This is a genomic window from Pseudomonas sp. S3(2024) (assembly GCF_036861315.1).
GTDB classification, from domain to species: domain Bacteria; phylum Pseudomonadota; class Gammaproteobacteria; order Pseudomonadales; family Pseudomonadaceae; genus Aquipseudomonas; species Aquipseudomonas putida_A.
In genome coordinates, this window is record NZ_JAZAQQ010000003.1 from 267267 (window position 1) to 286927 (window position 19661).

Here is a 19661-nt window from a genome sequence, read left to right on the forward strand (position 1 = left end):
TGTATCACGGCTTTTGCGGCACAATTGCCGCCTATTTGATGTGGGTTACTGTTTCGATGAGCTGCAACCGCCAGACAATCCGCGACCTGCGTCAGCAGATCCCCACTTTCGACTGCGTGCCGGGCTGCCACGATTGCTGTGGGCCGGTGACCACCTCGCCGGAAGAAATGTCGCGCCTGCCGCGCAAGACCCGCGCCGAGCAGGATGCGGCGATGGAAGAGCTGAACTGTGTACACCTGGGGCCGGATGGCTGCACGGTGTATGGCGAGCGACCGCTGATTTGCCGCTTGTTCGGTACTACCAAAACCCTGCCATGCCCGAACGGGCGGGGGCCGGTGGAGCTGATTCATCCACGGGTTGAAAAGCAGATCTTCGAGTACATGGCTTCGAATCGGCAGGTGTTGGTTTAACGGGTTCACTCGGAACCGAGCTGACGTCTTCGCGAGCAGGCTCGCTCCCGCATTTGAAATGCATTCCCCTGTGGGAGCGAGCCTGCTCGCGAATGGAGCGATGCCAATCTTCAGTCTGGAATCGGCAGGCTCAGGCTCTCTTTCACCTCTTCCATCACGATATAGCTTTTGGACTCACGCACATGCGGCAGCTTCAACAGGATGTCGCCCAGCAGCTTGCGATACGAAGCCATCTCGGAAATCCGCGCCTTCACCAGATAGTCGAAATCTCCTGACACCAAATGGCATTCCAGCACGTGCGGCAGTTTCAGCACCGCGCGGCGGAACTCTTCGAAGGTGTCGCCGGATTTGTAATCGAGGCTGATCTCGACGAACACCAGCAGGCTACCCTTCAAGTGCTGCGGATTCAGGCGGGCGTTGTAGCCCATGATGATCCCTTCGCGCTCCAGCCGGCGCACCCGCTCCGTGCACGGTGTGGTGGACAGGCCGACCTTCTCCCCGAGTTCGGTAAACGATATGCGCCCGTCCGCCTGCAGGATCCGCAAAATGTTGCGGTCGATCTTGTCCAGCTCACGTTTGGTCTGAGTGTTGGTACGCATAGGGGATGCGCCTCCGTGAAAAGGGTTTTTGCCGAGAATTGTCGCCAAATATAGGCGCTTATATAGTGAAATGCACTGGCCATTCTTTTTTACACTGCGCGCATCATTGCTCTAACAACAGACGTACGCGGCCCCGCCGCGATGAGGGATACAAAAATGCGCGTAATGGTCTTGGGTAGCGGCGTCATCGGTACCGCCAGTGCTTACTATCTGGCCCGTGCCGGGTTTGAAGTGGTGGTGGTCGACCGGCAGCCAGCCGTGGCCATGGAGACCAGTTTCGCCAACGCCGGCCAGGTGTCGCCGGGTTATGCCTCGCCATGGGCTGCGCCGGGTGTACCGCTCAAGGCCATCAAGTGGTTGCTGCAGCGCCACGCGCCGTTGGCGATCAAGGCCACTGCCGACATCGACCAGTACCTGTGGATGGCGCAAATGCTGCGCAACTGCACCGCTAGCCGTTACGCAGTGAACAAGGAGCGCATGGTGCGTCTGTCCGAGTACAGTCGCGACTGCCTCGATGAACTGCGCGCCGAAACCGGCATCGCCTACGAAGGCCGCAGTCTCGGCACCACCCAGCTATTCCGCACTCAGGCGCAGCTCGATGGCGCCGCCAAAGACATCGCCGTGCTGAAAGAATCCGGCGTACCGTTTGAAGTCCTCGACCGCGCCGGCATTGCCCGCGTCGAGCCGGCCCTGGCCAATGTCACCGACATCCTCGCCGGCGCCCTGCGTCTGCCGAATGACCAGACCGGCGACTGCCAGATGTTCACCACGCGCCTGGCGGAAATGGCGGTGAAACTCGGGGTGGAATTCCGCTTCGGCCAGGACATCCAGCGCCTCGACTACGCCGGTGACCGCATCAACGGTGTATGGATCGACGGCAAGCTGGAAACCGCCGACCGCTACGTGCTGGCCCTCGGCAGCTACTCGCCGCAACTGCTCAAGCCGTTGGGCATCAAGGCTCCGGTGTATCCGCTCAAGGGTTACTCGCTGACCGTGCCGATCACCAACCCGGCCATGGCTCCGACTTCGACCATTCTCGACGAGACCTACAAGGTCGCGATCACCCGTTTTGACAACCGCATCCGCGTCGGCGGCATGGCAGAAATCGCCGGTTTTGACCTGTCGCTGAACCCGCGTCGGCGCGAAACTCTGGAGATGATCGTCAACGACCTTTATCCTCAGGGCGGCAATCTGGCCGAGGCGAGCTTCTGGACCGGTCTGCGTCCGACCACCCCGGACGGCACGCCGATCGTGGGCGCCACGCCGTTCAAGAACCTGTTCCTCAACACCGGTCACGGCACCCTGGGTTGGACCATGGCGTGCGGTTCCGGTCGTTTGCTGGCCGATCTGATGGCGAAGAAAAAGCCGCAGATCAGCGCCGAAGGCCTCGATATTTCCCGTTACGGCAACAAGCCTCAGGAGTCCGCAAAACATGGCAATCCAGCGCCAGCTCACCAATGAGCGCATGAGTCAGATCGTCACCCACAACGGCACCGTGTATCTGGCCGGGCAGGTCGGCGACGACTTCGACGCCGGGGTCGAACAGCAGACCCGCGAGGTGCTCGCCAATATCGAGCGTTTGCTGGATCTGGCCGGGACTGACAAGCAGCATCTGCTGTCGGCAACGATCTACCTGAACGACATCGAAGCGCACTTTGCCGGGATGAACTCGGTGTGGGATCAGTGGCTGCCCAAAGGCGCCGCGCCGGCCCGGGCCACCGTCGAAGCGAAGATGGCCAAGCCGAGCATCCTGGTCGAGATTTCCATCGTCGCCGCGTTGCCGTAACCGATTCAAAGATCCCTCTCCCGGCGCTGTTGGCGGTTCACGTCGTCAGTCGGCGCCGGTTTTTATTTCCATGACCGCCTAGAAGTCTGCCGCCATGCGTCCTGCCCGTGCCCTGATCGACCTAGAAGCCCTGCGTCACAACTACCGAATTGCCCGCGAAGTCACCGGCGCCAAGGCGCTGGCGGTGATCAAGGCTGATGCCTATGGTCATGGTGCGGTGCGTTGCGCCCAGGCGCTGGAAGCCGAGGCCGACGGGTTTGCCGTTGCCTGCATCGAAGAAGCGCTGGAGCTGCGCGCGGCCGGCATCAAGGCCCCGGTGTTGTTGCTCGAAGGCATCTTCGAAGCTGATGAGTTGGCGCTGATCGTCGAGCATGATTTCTGGACCGTGGTGCATTCGCTGTGGCAACTCGAAGCCATCGAGCAGACGGCATTGAGCAAACCGATCACCGTGTGGCTCAAGCTCGATTCCGGCATGCACCGCGTCGGCCTGCATCCGAAGGACTACGCGGCGGCTTACCAGCGTCTGCTGGCCAGCGGCAAAGTGGCGAAGATCGTGCTGATGAGCCACTTCGCCCGCGCCGATGAACTGCATGAGCAGAGCAGCGCCGATCAAGTCGCGGTGTTCGAAGCGGCGCGTCAGGGTCTGGCTGCCGAAGTCAGCCTGCGCAACTCGCCGGCCGTGCTCGGTTGGCCGCAAATCCACAGCGACTGGGTGCGCCCGGGCATCATGCTCTACGGCGCCACGCCGTTCGAAGTAGCCAACGCCGTGGCCGAGCGCCTGCAACCGGTGATGACCCTCGAGTCGAAAGTCATCTGCGTACGTGAACTGCCCGCCGGCGAGCCGATCGGCTATGGCGCCAAATTCATCACCGACAAGCCGATGCGCATCGGTGTGGTTGCCATGGGCTATGCCGATGGCTACCCGCGTCATGCCCCGACCGGCACGCCGGTGCTGGTGGCCGGCAAACGCAGCCGGCTGCTTGGCCGCGTATCGATGGACATGCTCTGCATCGACCTCACCGATGTGCCGGAAGCGGACCTCGGTTCGACCGTCGAACTGTGGGGCAAAAACATCCTCGCCAGCGAAGTGGCGCAGTGGGCGGACACCATTCCCTACCAGATCTTCTGCAACCTGCGTCGCGTGCCAAGGCTCTATTCCGAGGGTTGAGGCCACTGCGGGGGCCAAGTGTTGTAAATACTGAACGCTGTCGCCATGATAACGCTCAATATTCTTACAACATCAGGAGGCTCCCGCCTTGGACGTCGGTGAACGACTGCAATCGATCCGCAAGCTCAAAGGGCTTTCCCAGCGTGAACTCGCAAAACGTGCGGGCGTCACCAACAGCACCATTTCGATGATCGAAAAGAACAGCGTCAGCCCTTCGATCAGTTCGCTGAGGAAGGTTCTGGGCGGGATTCCCATGTCCATGGTCGAGTTCTTTTCCGAAGAAATCCTGCAGGAAGTGCCGACCCAGATCGTCTACAAGGCCAACGAGCTGATCGACATCTCCGACGGCGCCGTGACCATGAAACTGGTCGGCCGTGCGCACCCGAGCCGGGCCATCGCGTTTCTCAACGAAATCTACCCGCCGGGCGCTGATACCGGCGAAGAAATGCTCACCCATGAAGGCGAAGAAACCGGGATCCTGGTGGAAGGTCGTCTGGAATTGGTGGTGGGTCTCGAAACTTTTATTCTCGAAGCCGGCGACAGCTACTACTTTGAAAGTACCAAGCCGCACCGTTTCCGTAATCCGTTCGACGCGCCCGCGCGACTAATCAGCGCAGCCACGCCGGCGAATTTTTAAAGACAGAGGTGCCAGGCCATGACGGTGAAGGCATCCGATGAGTTTTTCCACAGCGCGGTATAACCCCTTCGACTATGGGGTTGTTTCAGTGTGGCGGGCTACCCGCTATACTTGCGCCCGCCTGCGAACCGTGGCCGCAGGCGTGAATAGCCACCATTGAGGGTGAACGCGTGAACCTAATTATGAAAATGCTGGCCGCACCAGCAACCGTACTGGCCCTCTGGGCCGTCAGCGCTCAAGCTGCGACGAATGACGACATTGCCAAGCGCCTCGAGCCAGTCGGCCAGGTGTGCGTTCAGGGGCAGGAATGCAAAGGGATGGAAGTCGCTGCCTCCGCTGGCGGCGGTGGTGGGGCGAAGACGCCGGATGAAGTGATTGCAAAACATTGCAACGCTTGTCACGGTACGGGTCTGCTGGGCGCACCGAAAATCGGTGACGCGGCTGCCTGGGGCGAGCGCTCCAAGAAGGAAGGTGGCGTTGACGGCCTGCTCGCAAAAGCCATCTCCGGCATCAATTCCATGCCGCCAAAAGGCACCTGTGCCGATTGCTCGGACGACGAGTTGAAAGGTGCGATCCAGAAGATGTCCGGTCTGAAATAAGCCGCGCTTCTGACGAAAAAAACCGTCTCCGGACGGTTTTTTTGTGCCTGCGATTCACGGCTTCGCTGTCCTTTGCAGCAAAGTCGAGGCAAGCTCGGTCTACCTCTATTCACGGAACGGGCAGGAGGCTTCAGATGGTGCAGTTGTGTTCGATCGAACAGGCAGTGGACGAGGTGCTTGCACGTCTGCCGGCGCATATCCATATGGGCATGCCGCTGGGGCTGGGCAAGCCCAATCACTTCGTCAACGCGCTGTACCGGCGGATCAAGGATCTGCCCGAGCGACAACTGACAATGTACACCGCGCTGTGCCTGGGGCGGCCGACGCTGGGCGACGGTCTGCAGAAGCGCTTCATCGAACCCTTCGTCGAGCGCGTGTTCGGCGATTACCCCGAATTCGATTTCCTCGCCGATCTGCAGCGTGACAGCCTGCCCGCCAACATCCGTATCGAACAGTTCTTCATGCAGCCCGGCAGCCTGCTCAACAGCGCGCCGGCCCAGCAGGATTACGTCAGCAGCAACTACAGCCACGCCGCCCGCGACATCAATGCCGCCGGCCTCAATCTGGTGGCGCAATTGCTCGCCAGCAGCAGCGAACATCCCGATCGCCTGAGCCTGAGCTGCAACCCGGACATCACCCTCGACCTGTTGCCAATGATCGCCAAACGTCGCGACGCCGGGGAGACCATTTTGCTGGTCGGTCAAGTGCACACCGATCTGCCGTACATGCCCGGCGATGCCGAAGTCGATATCGATACCTTCGACCTGCTGATCGACGCGAAGGACAGCAGCACGCTGTTTTCCACGCCGAACATGCCGGTGGGCTTTCAGGATCATTTCATCGGCCTGCACGCCAGTACGCTGGTGCGCGACGGCGGCACCTTGCAGATCGGCATCGGCTCGATGGGCGATGCACTGACCGCCGCACTGCTTGCGCGGCAGGCAGACAACGCCGGTTACCAAGCCCTGCTTAATGACATCAATCTCAGCCAGTGGGCGCAGTTGATCGAGCGCGAGGGCGGCACTGCGCCATTCGCCAAAGGCCTGTATGGCTGCAGCGAAATGTTCGTCAACGGCCTGCTGGTGCTGGCCGATGCCGGGATCATCCGGCGCAAGGTCTACCCCGACGTGCACACTCAGGAGCAGGCCAACGCCGGCACCCTCGATGAGTCGGCGCAGACCGATGGCATCTCGGTGCACGGCGGCTTCTTCCTCGGCCCGCGCAGTTTCTACGAGCGCCTGCGTGAGTTGCCGCAGAGCAAGTGCCTCGAATTCAACATGACCCGCATCAGCTACATCAACGAGCTGTACGGGCAGGAAGAGCTCAAGCGCTTGCAGCGCCTTGATGCGCGATTCATCAACACCGTGTTCACCATGACGCTGTTGGGCGCCGGTGTGGCCGATCAACTGGAAGACGGGCGGGTGCTCAGCGGCGTCGGCGGGCAATACAACTTTGTCGCCCAGGGCCACGCGCTGCACGATGCGCGCTCGATTCTGATCCTGCGCAGCTGGCGCGAGTCCGGCGGCGAGGTCAGCTCGAACATCGTCTGGGAGTACGGCCATTGCACGATTCCACGGCACCTGCGCGACATCGTGGTCACCGAATACGGCATTGCCGATCTGCGAGGCAAGTCCGATGCGGTGGTGATCGAGTCGTTGCTCAATATCAGCGATTCACGCTTCCAACCGGGGTTGATCGAGCAGGCACAGAAGGTTGGCAAACTGCCGAAGGATTTCCGCCTCGATCCGCGCTTTGTCGACAACACCCCGCAACGCTTGCAGGCGATCGCCGCGAAGCATCCGAACCTGTTTCCGGAATATCCGCTGGGCTGTGATTTCACCGCGATCGAGCGCGATCTGCTGCGGGCGCTGAACTGGCTGAAGAGCAAGTTCAAGCTGAGCGAGATCTTGGAGCTGGGCAAGGCTGCGCTGGATGCGCCGGAGGCTTCGACGTTCCCCGAACACCTTGAACGTATGCAACTGACCAACCCGGAAGGCCTGAAAGAAGACCTGTTCCAACGTCTGCTGCTCACCGGCCTCAAAGCCACCGCGCAGTAACGGCTCACCCCAAAAACCACTGTGGGAGCGGGCTTGCTCGCGAAGGCGGTGTGTCAGTCAAAGAATAGGTCGACTGACACGACGCCTTCGCGAGCAAGCCCGCTCCCACAGGGGGTAATGCGGTGTGGTTTATTCGATGAAGGTAACGACGCCATCCTTCAGCGATTTCACGCGGGCCAGCGATTCAACGCGATAGCCCTGGGAATCCAGCTCGGCACGGCCGCCCTGGAACGACTTCTCGATCACGATGCCCAGACCGGCGACGGTGGCGCCAGCCTGTTTGATGATCGAGATCAGCGCCTGCGAAGCCTTACCGTTGGCCAGGAAGTCGTCGATGATCAGCACGCGGTCGCTGCTGGTCAGATGACGCGGCGAGATGGCCACGGTGCTTTCGGTCTTCTTGGTGAACGAGTAAACGGTCGCCGACAGCAGGTTTTCGGTCAGGGTCAGAGACTGTTGCTTGCGGGCGAAGATCACCGGCACGCCGAGGTTCAGACCGGTCATGATCGCCGGGGCAATGCCCGAGGCTTCGATGGTGACGATCTTGGTGATGCCCGAATCCTTGAACAGCGTGGCGAATTCGTCGCCGATCAGCTTCATCAGGGCCGGGTCGATCTGGTGGTTCAGGAAGGCGTCGACCTTCAGGACCTGGTCGGAAAGCACGATGCCTTGTTCGCGGATTTTCTGCTGCAATGCTTCCATGAAGCTGTCCTCGTTCAGCGCCTGTGCGCCCTAAGCTTTAAAAAAGTGGTCAATTCTAGCGCTTTAACATCGCGCGTATATCAGCCAATGCGCTATTGCCGCGCACGGCTTTGACTTCGGTCGGTGTGTCGTCGTTGCCTTCCCACGCCAGGTCGTCCGGCGGCAGCTCATCAAGGAAGCGGCTGGGCGCACAATCGATGATCTCGCCGTACTGTTTGCGCTTGGCTGCGAAGGTGAAGGCCAGGGTCTGGCGCGCGCGGGTGATGCCCACGTAGGCCAGGCGGCGTTCCTCTTCGATGGTGTCGGCTTCGATGCTGGAGCGGTGCGGGAGGATTTCCTCTTCCATGCCCATGATGAACACGTAAGGGAATTCCAGGCCCTTGGACGCATGCAGGGTCATCATCTGCACGCCTTCGGCGCCGTCCTCTTCTTCCTGCTGACGCTCGAGCATGTCGCGCAGGACCAGTTTGCCAATGGCGTCCTCGACGGTCATTTCGCCGTCTTCGTCTTTTTCCAGGGTGTTCTTCAAGGCTTCGATGAGGAACCAGACGTTGCTCATCCGGTAGTCGGCAGCCTTGTCGCTGGAGCTGTTGGTGCGCAGCCAGTTCTCATAGTCGATGTCCATGACCATGCTGCGCAGCGCCGAGATCGGGTCTTCGCCGGCACACTGCTCGCGCACCTTGTCCATGAAGCGCTTGAAGCGCGACAGGCGATCGGTGAAGCGGCTGTCCAGATGCTCGCCCAGGCCGATTTCGTCGGTGGCGGCGTACATCGAGATCTTGCGTTCGGTGGCGTAGTTGCCGAGTTTTTCCAGGGTGGTCGAGCCGATTTCCCGGCGCGGCACGTTGATCACGCGCAGGAAGGCGTTGTCGTCGTCCGGGTTCACGATCAGGCGGAAGTAGGCCATCAGGTCCTTCACTTCCTGACGGCCAAAGAAGCTGTTGCCGCCGCTCAGGCGGTACGGCACCTGGTGGTGCTGCAACTTCAGTTCGATCAGCTTGGCCTGGTAGTTGCCGCGATAGAGGATCGCGAAATCGCTGTACGGGCGGTCGGTACGCAAGTGCAGGCTGAGGATTTCCATGGCCACGCGCTCGGCTTCGGCGTCCTCGTTGCGGCAGCGGATCACGCGAATCTCGTCGCCGTGACCCATCTCACTCCACAGCTGTTTTTCGAATTCGTGCGGGTTGTTCGAGATCAGCACGTTGGCGCAGCGCAGGATGCGGCTGGTGGAGCGGTAGTTCTGCTCGAGCATCACCACTTTCAGCGACGGGTAGTCATCCTTGAGCAGCATCAGGTTTTCCGGCCGTGCGCCGCGCCAGGCGTAGATCGACTGGTCGTCGTCGCCCACCACGGTGAACTGATTGCGCTTGCCGATCAGCATTTTCACCAGCAGGTACTGGCTGGCGTTGGTGTCCTGGTATTCGTCGACCAGCAGGTAACGCACCTTGTTCTGCCACTTTTCGAGAATGTCGGCGTGCTCTTCGAAGAGCTTTACCGGCAGCAGGATCAGGTCGTCGAAGTCCACCGCGTTGAATGCCTTGAGCGTGCGCTGATAGTGGGTGTAGACGATGGCGGCAGTCTGTTCTTTCGGATTGCGCGCATTTTCCAGCGCCTGGGCCGGCAGGATCAGGTCGTTTTTCCAGGCGCCGATCATGTTCTTGATCTCGTCGACGCCGTCGTCGCCTGCGTATTCCTTCTGCATGATGTCGGTCATCAGGGCTTTGACGTCGGTCTCGTCGAAGATCGAGAAACCGGGTTTGTAGCCCAGCCGCGCATGCTCCTTGCGGATGATGTTCAGGCCCAGGTTGTGGAAGGTGCAGACCGTCAGGCCGCGGCCTTCGCCGGCACGCAGCAGGGTGCCGACCCGCTCCTTCATCTCGCGCGCAGCCTTGTTGGTGAAGGTCATGGCGACGATGTACTGGGCGCGGATGCCGCAGTTCTGGATCAGGTGCGCGATCTTGCGGGTAATCACGCTGGTCTTGCCGGAGCCAGCGCCGGCGAGCACCAATAGAGGGCCGCCGACGTAGTTCACGGCTTCTTGCTGCCGGGGATTGAGTCGGGACATACGAAAATTCGGGAGTCGTTGACGAAATGGGCCGGCATTTTAACAGGCTCAGCGATTTGTGCTGCTCTGTCCGACTTGTGACGTACCACGCGATTCAAATTTGCCGGTTTTGTTACTTTCGCGGAGGATACACGGTGATTTTGCGGCTAATGTTCTCATTCGTGACACAAAATAACGTTCTGATAATCGTTGTCATTGAACATCGCAACGGCATAATGCCCCGCCCACATCATTGCAGAGTCTAGGGAGCTAGCTTGTCTACGCCTGTCGAACCCTTGCGTTTGCTGCTACTGGCCGAAGAGCCAGCGTGGACAGCGTTATTGCGCGAGTGTCTGGCTCCGATGGGGAGCGCGGCGGTGCTGATCAGTGCGCCGAGCTGGGAGTCGGTCAGCAGTCTGTTCGAAGACAATCGTCACGCGGTGTTGTTGACCGTTCCCGCGTTGCAGCCGGCCCCGGGCCGTTGCAGCCTGCCGACGGTGTTGCTGCTGGATCACGAGCCGGTCACCGCGCCGGTTGGTGTCAGCGACTGGCTGGTGTTCGACGCCCTCGACGCCGGCATGCTGCGCCGTTGTCTGCGCCATGTGCGTGAACGCGGCGTCCTCGAAAACACCCTGCAACGCCTGGCCGAACAGGATCCTCTGACCGGCATCGCCAACCGCCAGGGCTTCCAGACCCTGCTCGCGGCGCGCCTGGCGGAAAACGACGGCCGTGGTCTGGCCCTCGGGCATCTCGATCTCGACAACTTCCGTCACGCCAACGACGCCCTCGGTCATCAGGCCGGCGATCGCTTGATCCTGCAAGTCGTCGCACGGCTGAAAAGTCAGCTTGAGGCCGGGGATCAACTGGCGCGGCTGGGCAGCGACGAGTTTGCCTTGCTGATCGACACCCGCCGCGCGCCGCAACGCGCCGAGTGGATGGCCGAACGCATTACCGAAGCCCTCGCCGAACCGTATTGGGTCGATGGCGAAAGCCTGTTGATCGGCTCCAGCCTGGGCATCGCCCATGCCCGTGCACAGGGTGGTGCCGACCCGCTGATGTGGCACGCGCACATTGCCATGCAGCAGGCCAAGAGTACGCAGGGCTGCACCTTCCATATCTTCAACGAACGCATCAACCGCAACGCACGGAGCATGGCCGACCTCGAAAGCGAGCTGCGCCGGGCTTTGCGCCGCGATGAGCTGGAGCTGCACTACCAGCCACGGCTGAATCTTGCAGACGGGCAGATCGTCGGCCTCGAAGCCCTGGTGCGCTGGCGCCATGGCGAGCGCGGTCTGCTACCGCCGAGCGAATTCGTGCCGCTGGCCGAGCAGAGCGGTCTGATCGTGCCGCTGGGCTACTGGGTGATTTCCCGCGCGTTGCGCGACATGCAGGCACTGCGCGAGCGCGGGCTGCCGGCGCTGCACATGGCGATCAACCTGTCGTTCCGCCAGTTTCAGGACAGCCAGTTGCTGCCGACGCTCAGCCGGCTGATTGCCGAGCGCGGGGTCGAGGCGCAGTGGCTGGAGTTTGAGCTCACCGAAACCGCCGTCATGCGCCGCAGCGATCTGGTCAAACAGACCATGGACGCCCTCGGCCGTCTCGGTGTGCGTTTCTCGCTGGATGACTTCGGCACCGGGTTCTCGTCATTCGTGCACCTCAACAGCCTGCCGATCACCTTGCTGAAGATCGACAAAAGCTTTGTCGGCGGCATGGAGCAGCGCGAAGAGAACCGCAAACTGGTGCACGCGATGATCAACCTCGCGCATAACCTGCATCTGGAAGTGGTGGCCGAGGGGGTGGAAACCCCTGAGCAACTGGAGTTATTGCGCGGGTTTGGCTGTGATCAGGTGCAGGGTTATCTGATCAGCCGGCCGTTGCCGTTGGCAGAGCTGGTTGAATACCTGACCTTCGGCTCTAGCCAGCAGCCAGCCCTCGAAATCGTGAGCTGAACGCAATCTCCGGGTTAGGCATGAATCCCTGTGGGAGCGGGCTTGCTCGCGAAGGCGTCGTGTCAGTCAAAGCATAGGCTGCCTGACCCACCGCTTTCGCGAGCAAGCCCGCTCCCACAAGGGAATCTCAGTCTGCCTGAGCGACTGTGTACTGGTTTGATGACAGAGGTTCGCGCTGAATCATCCGCTTCATCTTCCATTCAAACGCCAGGGTCAGGCTCACTGCCGCGCAGGCCAGGCCCAGCGCCAGACCCCACCAGACGCCCGTCGGCCCCCAGTTCAGGTGGAACGCCATCCACCACGCCGCCGGTGCGCCAATCAACCAATAACAAGCGAGGCCGACCAGAAACGTGGTTTTCGCATCCTTGAGCCCGCGGATGCAGCCCATGGCGATGGTCTGCGTGCCGTCAAACAATTCGAACCATGCCGCCACCGCCAACAGGCTCACCGCCAGACGAATGACTTCGGCAAACGCCGGGTCGTTGTGATTGAGGAACAGCCCGACAAGTTGATTCGGCAGCAGCCAGAACACCATCGCAAAACCCAGCATCACCACCGCACCGAAAACGATGCCGACCCGGCCGGACATCCGCGCGTCGCTCAGTTGCCCGGCGCCGTAGTGCTGGCCGACGCGCATGGTGATCGCGTAGGACATCCCCGCCGGCACCATGAACGCCACCGAAACGATCTGCAGAGCGATCTGGTGTGCGCCGAGTTGCGTGCTGCCCATGGTGCCCATGCACAGCGCCGCGAAGGCAAACAGTCCGACTTCCACCGCGTAGGTGCCGCCAATCGGCAGGCCGAGGCGCCACAGTTCTTTCAGATACTGACGATTTGGCCGTGACAGGCCGGCGCGCAATGGGTAGGCGTCGTAGGCCGGGTGCCGGCGAATGTGCCAGGCGAGGGCCAGCGCCATGCAGTTGGCAACGATTGCCGTGACCAGACCGATGCCGGTCAACCCCAGTTTCGGCAGGCCGAACATGCCGGTGATCAGTGCGTAATTGAGCAGGAAGTTGGCCACGGTGCCGCCGAGGCTGATGACCATCACGGGGGTCGCCCGGCCGATTGCACTGGTAAAGCCGCGCAGGGCCATGAAGCTCAGGTAGCCGGGCAGGGCGAAGGGCAGAGCGATCAAAAATTGTCCAGCGGCGTTGACGTTGGTTTCGGTCTGGCCGAACAGCAGCAACACCGGTTTCAGATTCCACAGCAGCAACCCGGCGCCCAGCGCCATCAGCCACGCCAGCCACAGCCCGGCCTGGGTCAGGCGTGCCGCGCCGATGATGTCGCCGGCGCCCTGACGGATCGCCACCAGCGTGCCGACCGCTGCAATCACGCCGATGCAGAAAATCGACACGAACGAATAACTCGCTGCCCCCAGTCCGCCGCCGGCCAGGGCTTCGGGGCTGAGGCGCGCCATCATCAGGGTGTCGGTCAGCACCATCAGCATGTGCGCCAACTGCGAAGCAATCAACGGCCCCGCCAGCCGCAGGATGGCCCAGAGTTCGGTACGCACAGGATGCTGCATGGTCATTACCACCCATCAATCAGAGGGAACAAGAGACCGTCGATTCTCGGCGCTTGGAAAGGTTTGCACAAAAGGATAAAAAGGATAGGTCGCATGATTAAAACTCATTATGAGAAAAATTCGCCGGGGTGGCCGGATGCCGCCAAAGGAGCTTTGTGCATGTCCCGTCGTCTTCCTCCCTTGTATGCCCTGCGCGCATTCGAAGCGGCGGCGCGGCACAGCTCGTTCACCCGGGCGGCCGAGGAGTTGTCGATCACCCAGAGTGCAGTCAGCCGGCACATCAAGACGCTGGAGGAACACTTTGCCTGCAAGCTGTTTCATCGCAGTGGGCGCAACCTGCAACTGACGGAATCGGCGCGGATGCTGTTGCCCGGCATTCGCGATGGTTTTGCGGCGCTGGAGCGCGCCTGCAACACCTTGCGCGCCGAAGACGACATCCTGCGCATGAAAGCGCCCTCGACCCTGACCATGCGCTGGCTGCTGGCCCGGCTCAGCCGTTTTCGTCACCTACAGCCCGGCAACGAAGTGCAACTGACCAGTGCCTGGATGGACGTGGACTCGGTGGACTTCAACAACGAGCCCTTCGACTGCGCGGTGCTGCTGAGCGATGGGCACTTCCCGCCGGACTGGGAGGCCAGCCTGCTGTTTCCCGAGGAGTTGATCCCGGTCGGTGCGCCAAACCTGCTGAATGACCAACCGTGGGATGTGGCGCGGCTGGCCTCCACGGAGTTGCTGCATCCGACCCCGGATCGGCGCGACTGGCGCAGTTGGCTGGAACATATGGGGCTGTCCGATCAGGTTTCGCTCAAGGGCGGACAGGTGTTCGATACCCTCGAACTTGGGATGATCGCCGCGGCGCGAGGCTATGGGGTGTCGATGGGCGATCTGCTGATGGTCGCCGAAGATGTGGCGCAAGGAAGACTGAGCCTGCCATGGCCGACCGCGGTCGCCAGCGGACTGAATTATTACCTGGTATGGCCAAAAACCCGTCCGGGAGGTGAACGTTTGCGCCGTCTCAGCGACTTCCTGCAAGGCGAAGTGCGGGCCATGGCGCTGCCGGTGGTCAAGCGCTTGAGCTGAAACGTTAGAGCCGCCACAATGCCGGCCTTGTGCCATAACCCTGCTGTTCGCTCAAGTATTCGGCTTTACCGCCGAATACGTGCATGTGGAACCGCCGTGCAGGTATCCACGATTCACCCCCATTAGAAAATTATCCGAGCTGCGATCAAGGAGGATCGGCAAGTTCGGCCAGGAGCTGTCCATGTCTCAACCTCGCGCTCGGATCGCCTCGCAGCTGGGCCTCGCGCTCGCCGTGATACTGGCGATCGTCATCAGCGGCAGTACGGTGTTCGCCCTGCGTTCGCTGGATTCCGCCAACCTCGCCACCCGTGAAGAGCACCTCGCCAGTGAGGCGCGGCTGCTGGCCGACCAGTTGAGCACTTTCCACGGCACGCTGCGCGAAAGCACCCAGCGCCTGAGCGGGCTGTTCGAGAAGCGCTTCAGCGCGGGCCTGAGCATTCACCCGGATGAACCGGTGAACGTCGCCGGCACCCAGACCCCGGGCCTGCACCTGGGCAGCGAAGTGTTGAACAACAACTTCAAGGAAGTCGACGAGTTCAAGCAGATGACCGCCGGCGTTGCCACGCTGTTCGTGCGTAGCGGCGAAGACTTCGTGCGGGTCAGCACCTCGCTGACCAAACAGGACGGCACGCGCGCTATCGGCACTTTGCTCGATCATGCGCACCCGGCTTATGCGAAGTTGATGGCCGGGCAAGGCTACGTCGGCCGCGCGTTGCTGTTTGATCGCTCCTACATGACCCAATACACCCCGGTGCGCGACAGCAGCGGCAAGGTGATTGCGGTGTTGTTCGTTGGTTTTGACTACACCGACGCGCAGAACGCCCAGTTCGACAACCTCAAACGCTTCCGCATCGGCCAGACCGGTTCGCTGGCGCTGCTGGATGAGCAGAACAAATGGTTGGTGGCCCCGGCGGGTGTCCAGGCGCTGGATCAGGCGGTTACGGTGATTGGCGCTCTGGCCAAGACCCCTGGCAAAGGTCAGTTCTGGGGCGACAAGAACGAAGATTTCTACAGTGTTTCGGTACCGTTCGACGGTGGGCCGTGGGCGGTAGTGGCGAGCATGCCGAAAGCCGAGATTCGCGCGGTGACCTGGAGCGTCGGCACGCAACTGGCCATCGGCAGCCTGCTGGCGATGCTGTTGGCGGTGGGTTCGGTGGTGTGGTTGCTGCGCAGCAAACTGGCGCCGCTGAGTGATCTGGTGCGTCAGGCCGAAGCGCTGGGCGCAGGTGATCTGAGCGTGCGCCTGAGCGTGTCGAGCAACGACGAGATCGGACAGTTGTCCCGTGCGTTCAACCAGATGAGCCAGGCGCTATCGACGATGGTCGAACACATCCGCCGCTCCTCGGAAGAGGTCAACAGCCGCGCCCAGGCGCTGTCCGGTTTGTCCGGCGGTGCGTACGAAGGCATGGAACAGCAGTCCGGCGAAATCACCAGCATGGCCGGCGCGGTGGAAGAGTTCAGCGCCACCTCGCTGAACATCGCCGACAACATGGGGGCCACCCAGCGTCTGGCCCAGGAAAACGCTCAGCAGACGCAGATCGGTCGTACTTCCATGGACGAAGCGTCTTCGTCGCTTGAGCAAATCGCTGGTGCGTTGAACACCACGGCTACCGTGATCAACACCCTTGGCCAGCGTTCCCAGGAAATCGGCGGCATTGTCAGTGTGATCACCTCGATTGCCGAACAGACCAACCTGCTGGCGCTCAACGCGGCCATCGAAGCGGCCCGTGCCGGTGAACAGGGCCGTGGTTTTGCCGTGGTCGCCGATGAGGTGCGTAACCTGGCGTCGCGCACCCGTCAGGCCACTGATGAAATCTCCGGGATGATTCACAGCATCCAGCAGGAAACCGGCAACGCCATCAGCACCATGGAGCAGGGCAACCTGCTGATGCAGGAAGGCCTGTCGCGCAACGCCAACGTGGCGTCGGCGCTGGCGCGGATCGATGAGCAGAGCCGTTCGGCAGGGCAGCAGTTCGCCGCGATTACCACCGCGACTCAGGAGCAGAGCAGCACCGCGACATTGTTGAGCAGCAATTTGCAGAGCATTGCGCTGGCCAACAGTGAGCAGCGTGAGGTGGTGTCGAACCTCGCGGTCACCGCCAAAGAGCTTGAAAAGCTGGCGGCGGATCTGCGTTCCGAGGTTGATCGCTTCCGTTAATACAGCCTTGATATCGCTTTCGCGAGCAGGCTCGCTCCCACAGTTTCCGGGGTAGCTCATAAATCGTTTGAGCACCCGAATACTCTGTGGGAGCGAGCCTGCTCGCGAATGCAACGCCGCCGATCCATGGCAAATCATCCTATATGTCTCTCATCTTTTCTTGCTGAAACGTTTCCGCAGCGCTATAAAAATGGCACAACTCCAATAAAGGCTGCTGCCATGACCCCGTTCAAACTCGCCTTTGCATTCGGCGCACTCTCTGCTGCTTCCCACGCCATGGCCTGGGATTACGTACTCCTCGATACCAACAAGCCCGCGCAAAACTGGAGCATTACCAGTGAGCAGCTCGGGTTGAAAACCGCCAAGCCGTTCTCCGTGAGTCTGCGAACCTTGCACGGCGGACGACAGGAAGGTGTCAGCATCGTCGATATCGATAACGGCACGATGAAACTCTCGGTGGTGCCGACCCGTGGCATGAATGTCCTGCAGGCGTCTGTTGGCAACGTGCGCATGGGTTGGGATTCGCCGGTCAAGGAAGTGGTCAACCCGGCCTTCATCGAACTCAATGGACGCGGTGGCCTGGGCTGGCTGGAAGGCTTCAACGAGCTGGTAACCCGCTGCGGTTACGAATGGGTCGGCCATCCGGGCATCGACAATGGCGAGATGCTGACCCTGCACGGCCGCGCCGCGAACATTCCGGCCAGCACTGTCACGCTGCACATCGATGAAAAACCACCCTACGCCATCAGTCTGCGCGGTGAACTGAAGGAACAGGCGTTCAAGAAAGTCGACTTCTCGGTCGTCACTGAGTTGGTCACCGAGCCGGGCAGCGTGCGCTTTGCCCTCAACGATACGCTGACCAACAACGGCGATTATCCGAAGGAATACCAGGCGCTGTATCACAGCAACTTCAGCACGCCGTTCCTCGAGCAGGGTGCACGGTTCGCGGCGCCGGTGAAACAGGTCTCGCCATTCAACGACAAGGCCAAAGCCGAGTTGGCGGACTGGCAGATTTATCGCGGTCCAACCAAGGACTACGATGAAACCGTCTATAACGTCGTGCCCTACGCCGACGCCAAAGGCGAAACCCTGACTGTTTTGCACAACAAGGCTGGCAGCCTCGGTGTCTCTGTTGGCTTCAATACTCAACAGCTGCCAGTGTTTTCCCTGTGGAAAAACACCGACACCCAAGGGCAGGGCTATGTCACGGGCCTTGAGCCAGGCACCAGCTTTTCCTACAACCGCCGCTATCAGCGTCCGCTGAACCTGGTGCCGACCATTGCGCCAAAGGCCAGCCAACAGCTTCAGATCAGCTACAGCCTGCTGGCAGACAAAGGCGCTGTGGATAATGCGTTGAAGCACGTGAGCGAAATCCAGGCCGGGCGTGAAACCGAAGTGCGGCAGACGCCGCTGGTGGATCTGACCGAGCATTAAGGCGTCGCCGGACGGTACTGCAGCGCCTCGGCCAGATGCTCACGGCTGATTGCATGGACTTGCTCAAGGTCTGCCAGAGTTCTGGCGACCTTGAGCAAACGATGGGCTGAGCGCAGTGACAAGGTCAGCCGTTCGCAGGCTGACTCCAGCCATTTCTCATCGGCTGTGGATAACTGGCAGTGCCGCTTCAGGCCTGGCAGATCGAGGAACGCATTGGCACAACGCTGACGCTTTTGCTGGCGTTCGCGTGCCTCGGCCACCACGGCTGCCGCACTGGCGCTGTCCTCGCCTGGCTTCACTGCCGGATTCAACGCCGTCGCTTCCCGCGCCACCGTCAGGTGCAGATCGATCCGATCCAGCAACGGCCCCGATAGCTTGTTGCGGTAGCGCTGCACCATGTCCGGTGTACAAGAGCACTTGCCGCTCGGCTCGCCAAGATATCCACAAGGGCACGGATTCATCGCCGCCACCAACTGGAAGCGCGCCGGAAAACGCACGCGATCCTTGGCTCGGGCAATCACGATATGCCCGGATTCCAGCGGCTCGCGCAGCACCTCCAGTACCTTGCGATCGAACTCCGGCAGCTCATCGAGAAACAGTACGCCGTGGTGGGCGAGGGTGATCTCGCCGGGTTGCGGTTTCGAGCTGCCACCGACCAGTGCCGGCCCGGAGGCCGAGTGGTGCGGCTGGCGAAAGGGCCGTTGCGGCCAATGGGTCAGTGGCACGCCGCTGGCGACCGATTGAATCGCCGCCACTTCCAGCGCCTCGCATTCTGAGAGTGGCGGCAGCAGCCCCGGCAAGCGACTTGCCAACAAGGTCTTGCCGGTCCCCGGCGGCCCGCTGAACAACAGGTTGTGTGCCCCCGCCGCCGCGATCAGCAGCGCCCGTTTCGCGGCCATCTGTCCTTGCACCTCATTGAGGTCGGGATAGGGTTTCGCTGCATGAATCAGCCCGTCCGAGACATAAGGCTCGACCGGCGTATGCCCGTTGAAATGCGCCACCGCCTCGAGCAGATGATCCACCGCAAACACTTTCAACCCCGACGCCAGGCAAGCCTCCTCGGCATTCGCCCGCGGCACCACCAGTGCCCGCCCGGCCTTGCGCGCCGCCAGTGCCGCCGGCAACACCCCGCGCACCGGCCGCACAGCGCCGGACAACGCCAGTTCACCAAGGCATTCCACCTCATCCAGCGTCAGACACGGCACCTGCACACTCGCCGACAGAATCCCCAAGGCAATCGCCAGATCAAAGCGCCCGCCATCCTTGGGCAAGTCCGCCGGCGCCAGATTCAAGGTGATCCGCCGCGCCGGAAACTGCAGCCCGGAATTGATGATCGCGCTGCGCACGCGATCCTTGCTCTCCTTCACCGCCGCCTCGGGCAGACCGACCATGGTCAGCGACGGCAGACCGTTGGCCAGATGGACTTCGACGGTGACGGCGGGAGCATCCACGCCTATCTGGGCGCGACTGTGGACGATGGAGAGGGACATGGTCGTTCCTTGAGTTGAATCGA

General features: G+C 61.4%; 16 protein-coding genes. 11 read left to right on the forward strand and 5 right to left on the reverse strand.

Annotation, left to right across the window (positions count from 1 at the left end):
* The first annotated feature begins 56 nt into the window (after positions 1–56).
* Complete coding sequence (locus tag VLA07_RS10380) at positions 57–410, forward strand: YkgJ family cysteine cluster protein (protein ID WP_330205796.1); 354 nt, start codon at positions 57–59, stop codon at positions 408–410.
* Between the two features lie 110 nt (positions 411–520).
* Here VLA07_RS10380 and VLA07_RS10385 read toward each other — a convergent pair whose 3' ends face one another.
* A complete protein-coding gene (locus tag VLA07_RS10385; RefSeq protein WP_003177284.1) occupies positions 521–1009 on the reverse strand; it encodes an Lrp/AsnC ligand binding domain-containing protein in 489 nt (162 codons plus the stop codon).
* A 156-nt stretch (positions 1010–1165) separates the two neighbouring features.
* On the opposite strand from VLA07_RS10385, the gene dadA reads away from it, so the two are divergent.
* From dadA to VLA07_RS10415, 6 genes are all read left to right on the forward strand, one after another.
* Positions 1166–2470: a D-amino acid dehydrogenase gene (dadA, locus tag VLA07_RS10390; RefSeq protein WP_007962383.1), complete on the forward strand. Its 1305-nt coding sequence runs from the start codon at positions 1166–1168 to the stop codon at positions 2468–2470.
* On the forward strand, positions 2442–2795 hold the full coding sequence (locus VLA07_RS10395) for a RidA family protein (protein ID WP_027610426.1): 354 nt from the start codon (positions 2442–2444) through the stop codon (positions 2793–2795). Before dadA ends, VLA07_RS10395 begins: the two co-directional genes overlap by 29 nt.
* A gap of 94 nt (positions 2796–2889) precedes the next feature.
* Entirely contained in the window at positions 2890–3963 is a 1074-nt protein-coding gene (alr, locus tag VLA07_RS10400) for an alanine racemase (RefSeq protein ID WP_333989196.1), read from the forward strand.
* Between the two features lie 88 nt (positions 3964–4051).
* Entirely contained in the window at positions 4052–4600 is a 549-nt protein-coding gene (locus VLA07_RS10405; RefSeq protein ID WP_007920393.1) for a cupin domain-containing protein, read from the forward strand.
* Between the two features lie 182 nt (positions 4601–4782).
* Positions 4783–5199: a c-type cytochrome gene (locus tag VLA07_RS10410; RefSeq protein WP_333989197.1), complete on the forward strand. Its 417-nt coding sequence runs from the start codon at positions 4783–4785 to the stop codon at positions 5197–5199.
* Positions 5200–5333: 134 nt separating this feature from the next.
* Positions 5334–7256, forward strand: coding sequence for an acetyl-CoA hydrolase/transferase C-terminal domain-containing protein (locus tag VLA07_RS10415; protein WP_333989198.1), 1923 nt, complete (start codon positions 5334–5336; stop codon positions 7254–7256).
* A 129-nt stretch (positions 7257–7385) separates the two neighbouring features.
* Here the strand turns inward: VLA07_RS10415 and VLA07_RS10420 are convergent, their stop codons facing one another.
* Both VLA07_RS10420 and rep read right to left on the reverse strand, forming a co-directional pair.
* Positions 7386–7958: a xanthine phosphoribosyltransferase gene (locus VLA07_RS10420; RefSeq protein WP_007962388.1), complete on the reverse strand. Its 573-nt coding sequence runs from the start codon at positions 7956–7958 to the stop codon at positions 7386–7388.
* Positions 7959–8013: 55 nt separating this feature from the next.
* Positions 8014–10023 (reverse strand): DNA helicase Rep, encoded by a 2010-nt coding sequence (gene rep / locus VLA07_RS10425; RefSeq protein ID WP_027610430.1) that lies wholly within the window; start codon positions 10021–10023, stop codon positions 8014–8016.
* A 254-nt stretch (positions 10024–10277) separates the two neighbouring features.
* On the opposite strand from rep, the gene VLA07_RS10430 reads away from it, so the two are divergent.
* Positions 10278–11951 carry a putative bifunctional diguanylate cyclase/phosphodiesterase gene (locus VLA07_RS10430; RefSeq protein WP_097089513.1) on the forward strand — a complete coding sequence of 558 codons (1674 nt, stop codon included), beginning with the start codon at positions 10278–10280 and terminating at the stop codon, positions 11949–11951.
* Between the two features lie 127 nt (positions 11952–12078).
* On the opposite strand, the gene VLA07_RS10435 is transcribed toward VLA07_RS10430, so the two are convergent.
* Positions 12079–13476, reverse strand: a complete 1398-nt coding sequence (locus VLA07_RS10435; RefSeq protein ID WP_330205799.1) for a NorM family multidrug efflux MATE transporter — start codon at positions 13474–13476, stop codon at positions 12079–12081.
* Between the two features lie 159 nt (positions 13477–13635).
* Between VLA07_RS10435 and VLA07_RS10440 the strand changes: the two genes are divergently transcribed.
* The 3 genes from VLA07_RS10440 (at position 13636) to VLA07_RS10450 (ending at position 18148) form a co-directional block, all read left to right on the forward strand.
* Complete coding sequence (locus VLA07_RS10440) at positions 13636–14556, forward strand: LysR substrate-binding domain-containing protein (RefSeq protein WP_210556344.1); 921 nt, start codon at positions 13636–13638, stop codon at positions 14554–14556.
* 181 nt (positions 14557–14737) lie between these two features.
* The gene (locus VLA07_RS10445; RefSeq protein ID WP_247267214.1) at positions 14738–16714 is read left to right on the forward strand and encodes a methyl-accepting chemotaxis protein; all 1977 of its coding nucleotides are present in this window, start codon (positions 14738–14740) and stop codon (positions 16712–16714) included.
* A 219-nt stretch (positions 16715–16933) separates the two neighbouring features.
* The gene (locus tag VLA07_RS10450) at positions 16934–18148 is read left to right on the forward strand and encodes an aldose 1-epimerase family protein (protein WP_333989199.1); all 1215 of its coding nucleotides are present in this window, start codon (positions 16934–16936) and stop codon (positions 18146–18148) included.
* On the opposite strand, the gene VLA07_RS10455 is transcribed toward VLA07_RS10450, so the two are convergent.
* Positions 18145–19638: a YifB family Mg chelatase-like AAA ATPase gene (locus VLA07_RS10455; RefSeq protein WP_330205801.1), complete on the reverse strand. Its 1494-nt coding sequence runs from the start codon at positions 19636–19638 to the stop codon at positions 18145–18147. The two genes, VLA07_RS10450 and VLA07_RS10455, sit on opposite strands and share 4 nt — an antisense overlap.
* Positions 19639–19661: the final 23 nt, after the last annotated feature.

Coding starts and splice junctions, on each gene's coding strand:
- VLA07_RS10450 (WP_333989199.1), top strand. CDS start 16,934: ATGACCCCGTTCAAACTCGCCTTTGCATTCGGCGCACTCTCTGCTGCT.
- VLA07_RS10415 (WP_333989198.1), top strand. CDS start 5,334: ATGGTGCAGTTGTGTTCGATCGAACAGGCAGTGGACGAGGTGCTTGCA.
- VLA07_RS10455 (WP_330205801.1), bottom strand. CDS start 19,638: ATGTCCCTCTCCATCGTCCACAGTCGCGCCCAGATAGGCGTGGATGCT.
- VLA07_RS10395 (WP_027610426.1), top strand. CDS start 2,442: ATGGCAATCCAGCGCCAGCTCACCAATGAGCGCATGAGTCAGATCGTC.
- rep (WP_027610430.1), bottom strand. CDS start 10,023: ATGTCCCGACTCAATCCCCGGCAGCAAGAAGCCGTGAACTACGTCGGC.
- VLA07_RS10385 (WP_003177284.1), bottom strand. CDS start 1,009: ATGCGTACCAACACTCAGACCAAACGTGAGCTGGACAAGATCGACCGC.
- dadA (WP_007962383.1), top strand. CDS start 1,166: ATGCGCGTAATGGTCTTGGGTAGCGGCGTCATCGGTACCGCCAGTGCT.
- VLA07_RS10435 (WP_330205799.1), bottom strand. CDS start 13,476: ATGCAGCATCCTGTGCGTACCGAACTCTGGGCCATCCTGCGGCTGGCG.
- VLA07_RS10380 (WP_330205796.1), top strand. CDS start 57: ATGAGCTGCAACCGCCAGACAATCCGCGACCTGCGTCAGCAGATCCCC.
- VLA07_RS10420 (WP_007962388.1), bottom strand. CDS start 7,958: ATGGAAGCATTGCAGCAGAAAATCCGCGAACAAGGCATCGTGCTTTCC.
- VLA07_RS10445 (WP_247267214.1), top strand. CDS start 14,738: ATGTCTCAACCTCGCGCTCGGATCGCCTCGCAGCTGGGCCTCGCGCTC.
- VLA07_RS10410 (WP_333989197.1), top strand. CDS start 4,783: ATGAAAATGCTGGCCGCACCAGCAACCGTACTGGCCCTCTGGGCCGTC.
- VLA07_RS10440 (WP_210556344.1), top strand. CDS start 13,636: ATGTCCCGTCGTCTTCCTCCCTTGTATGCCCTGCGCGCATTCGAAGCG.
- alr (WP_333989196.1), top strand. CDS start 2,890: ATGCGTCCTGCCCGTGCCCTGATCGACCTAGAAGCCCTGCGTCACAAC.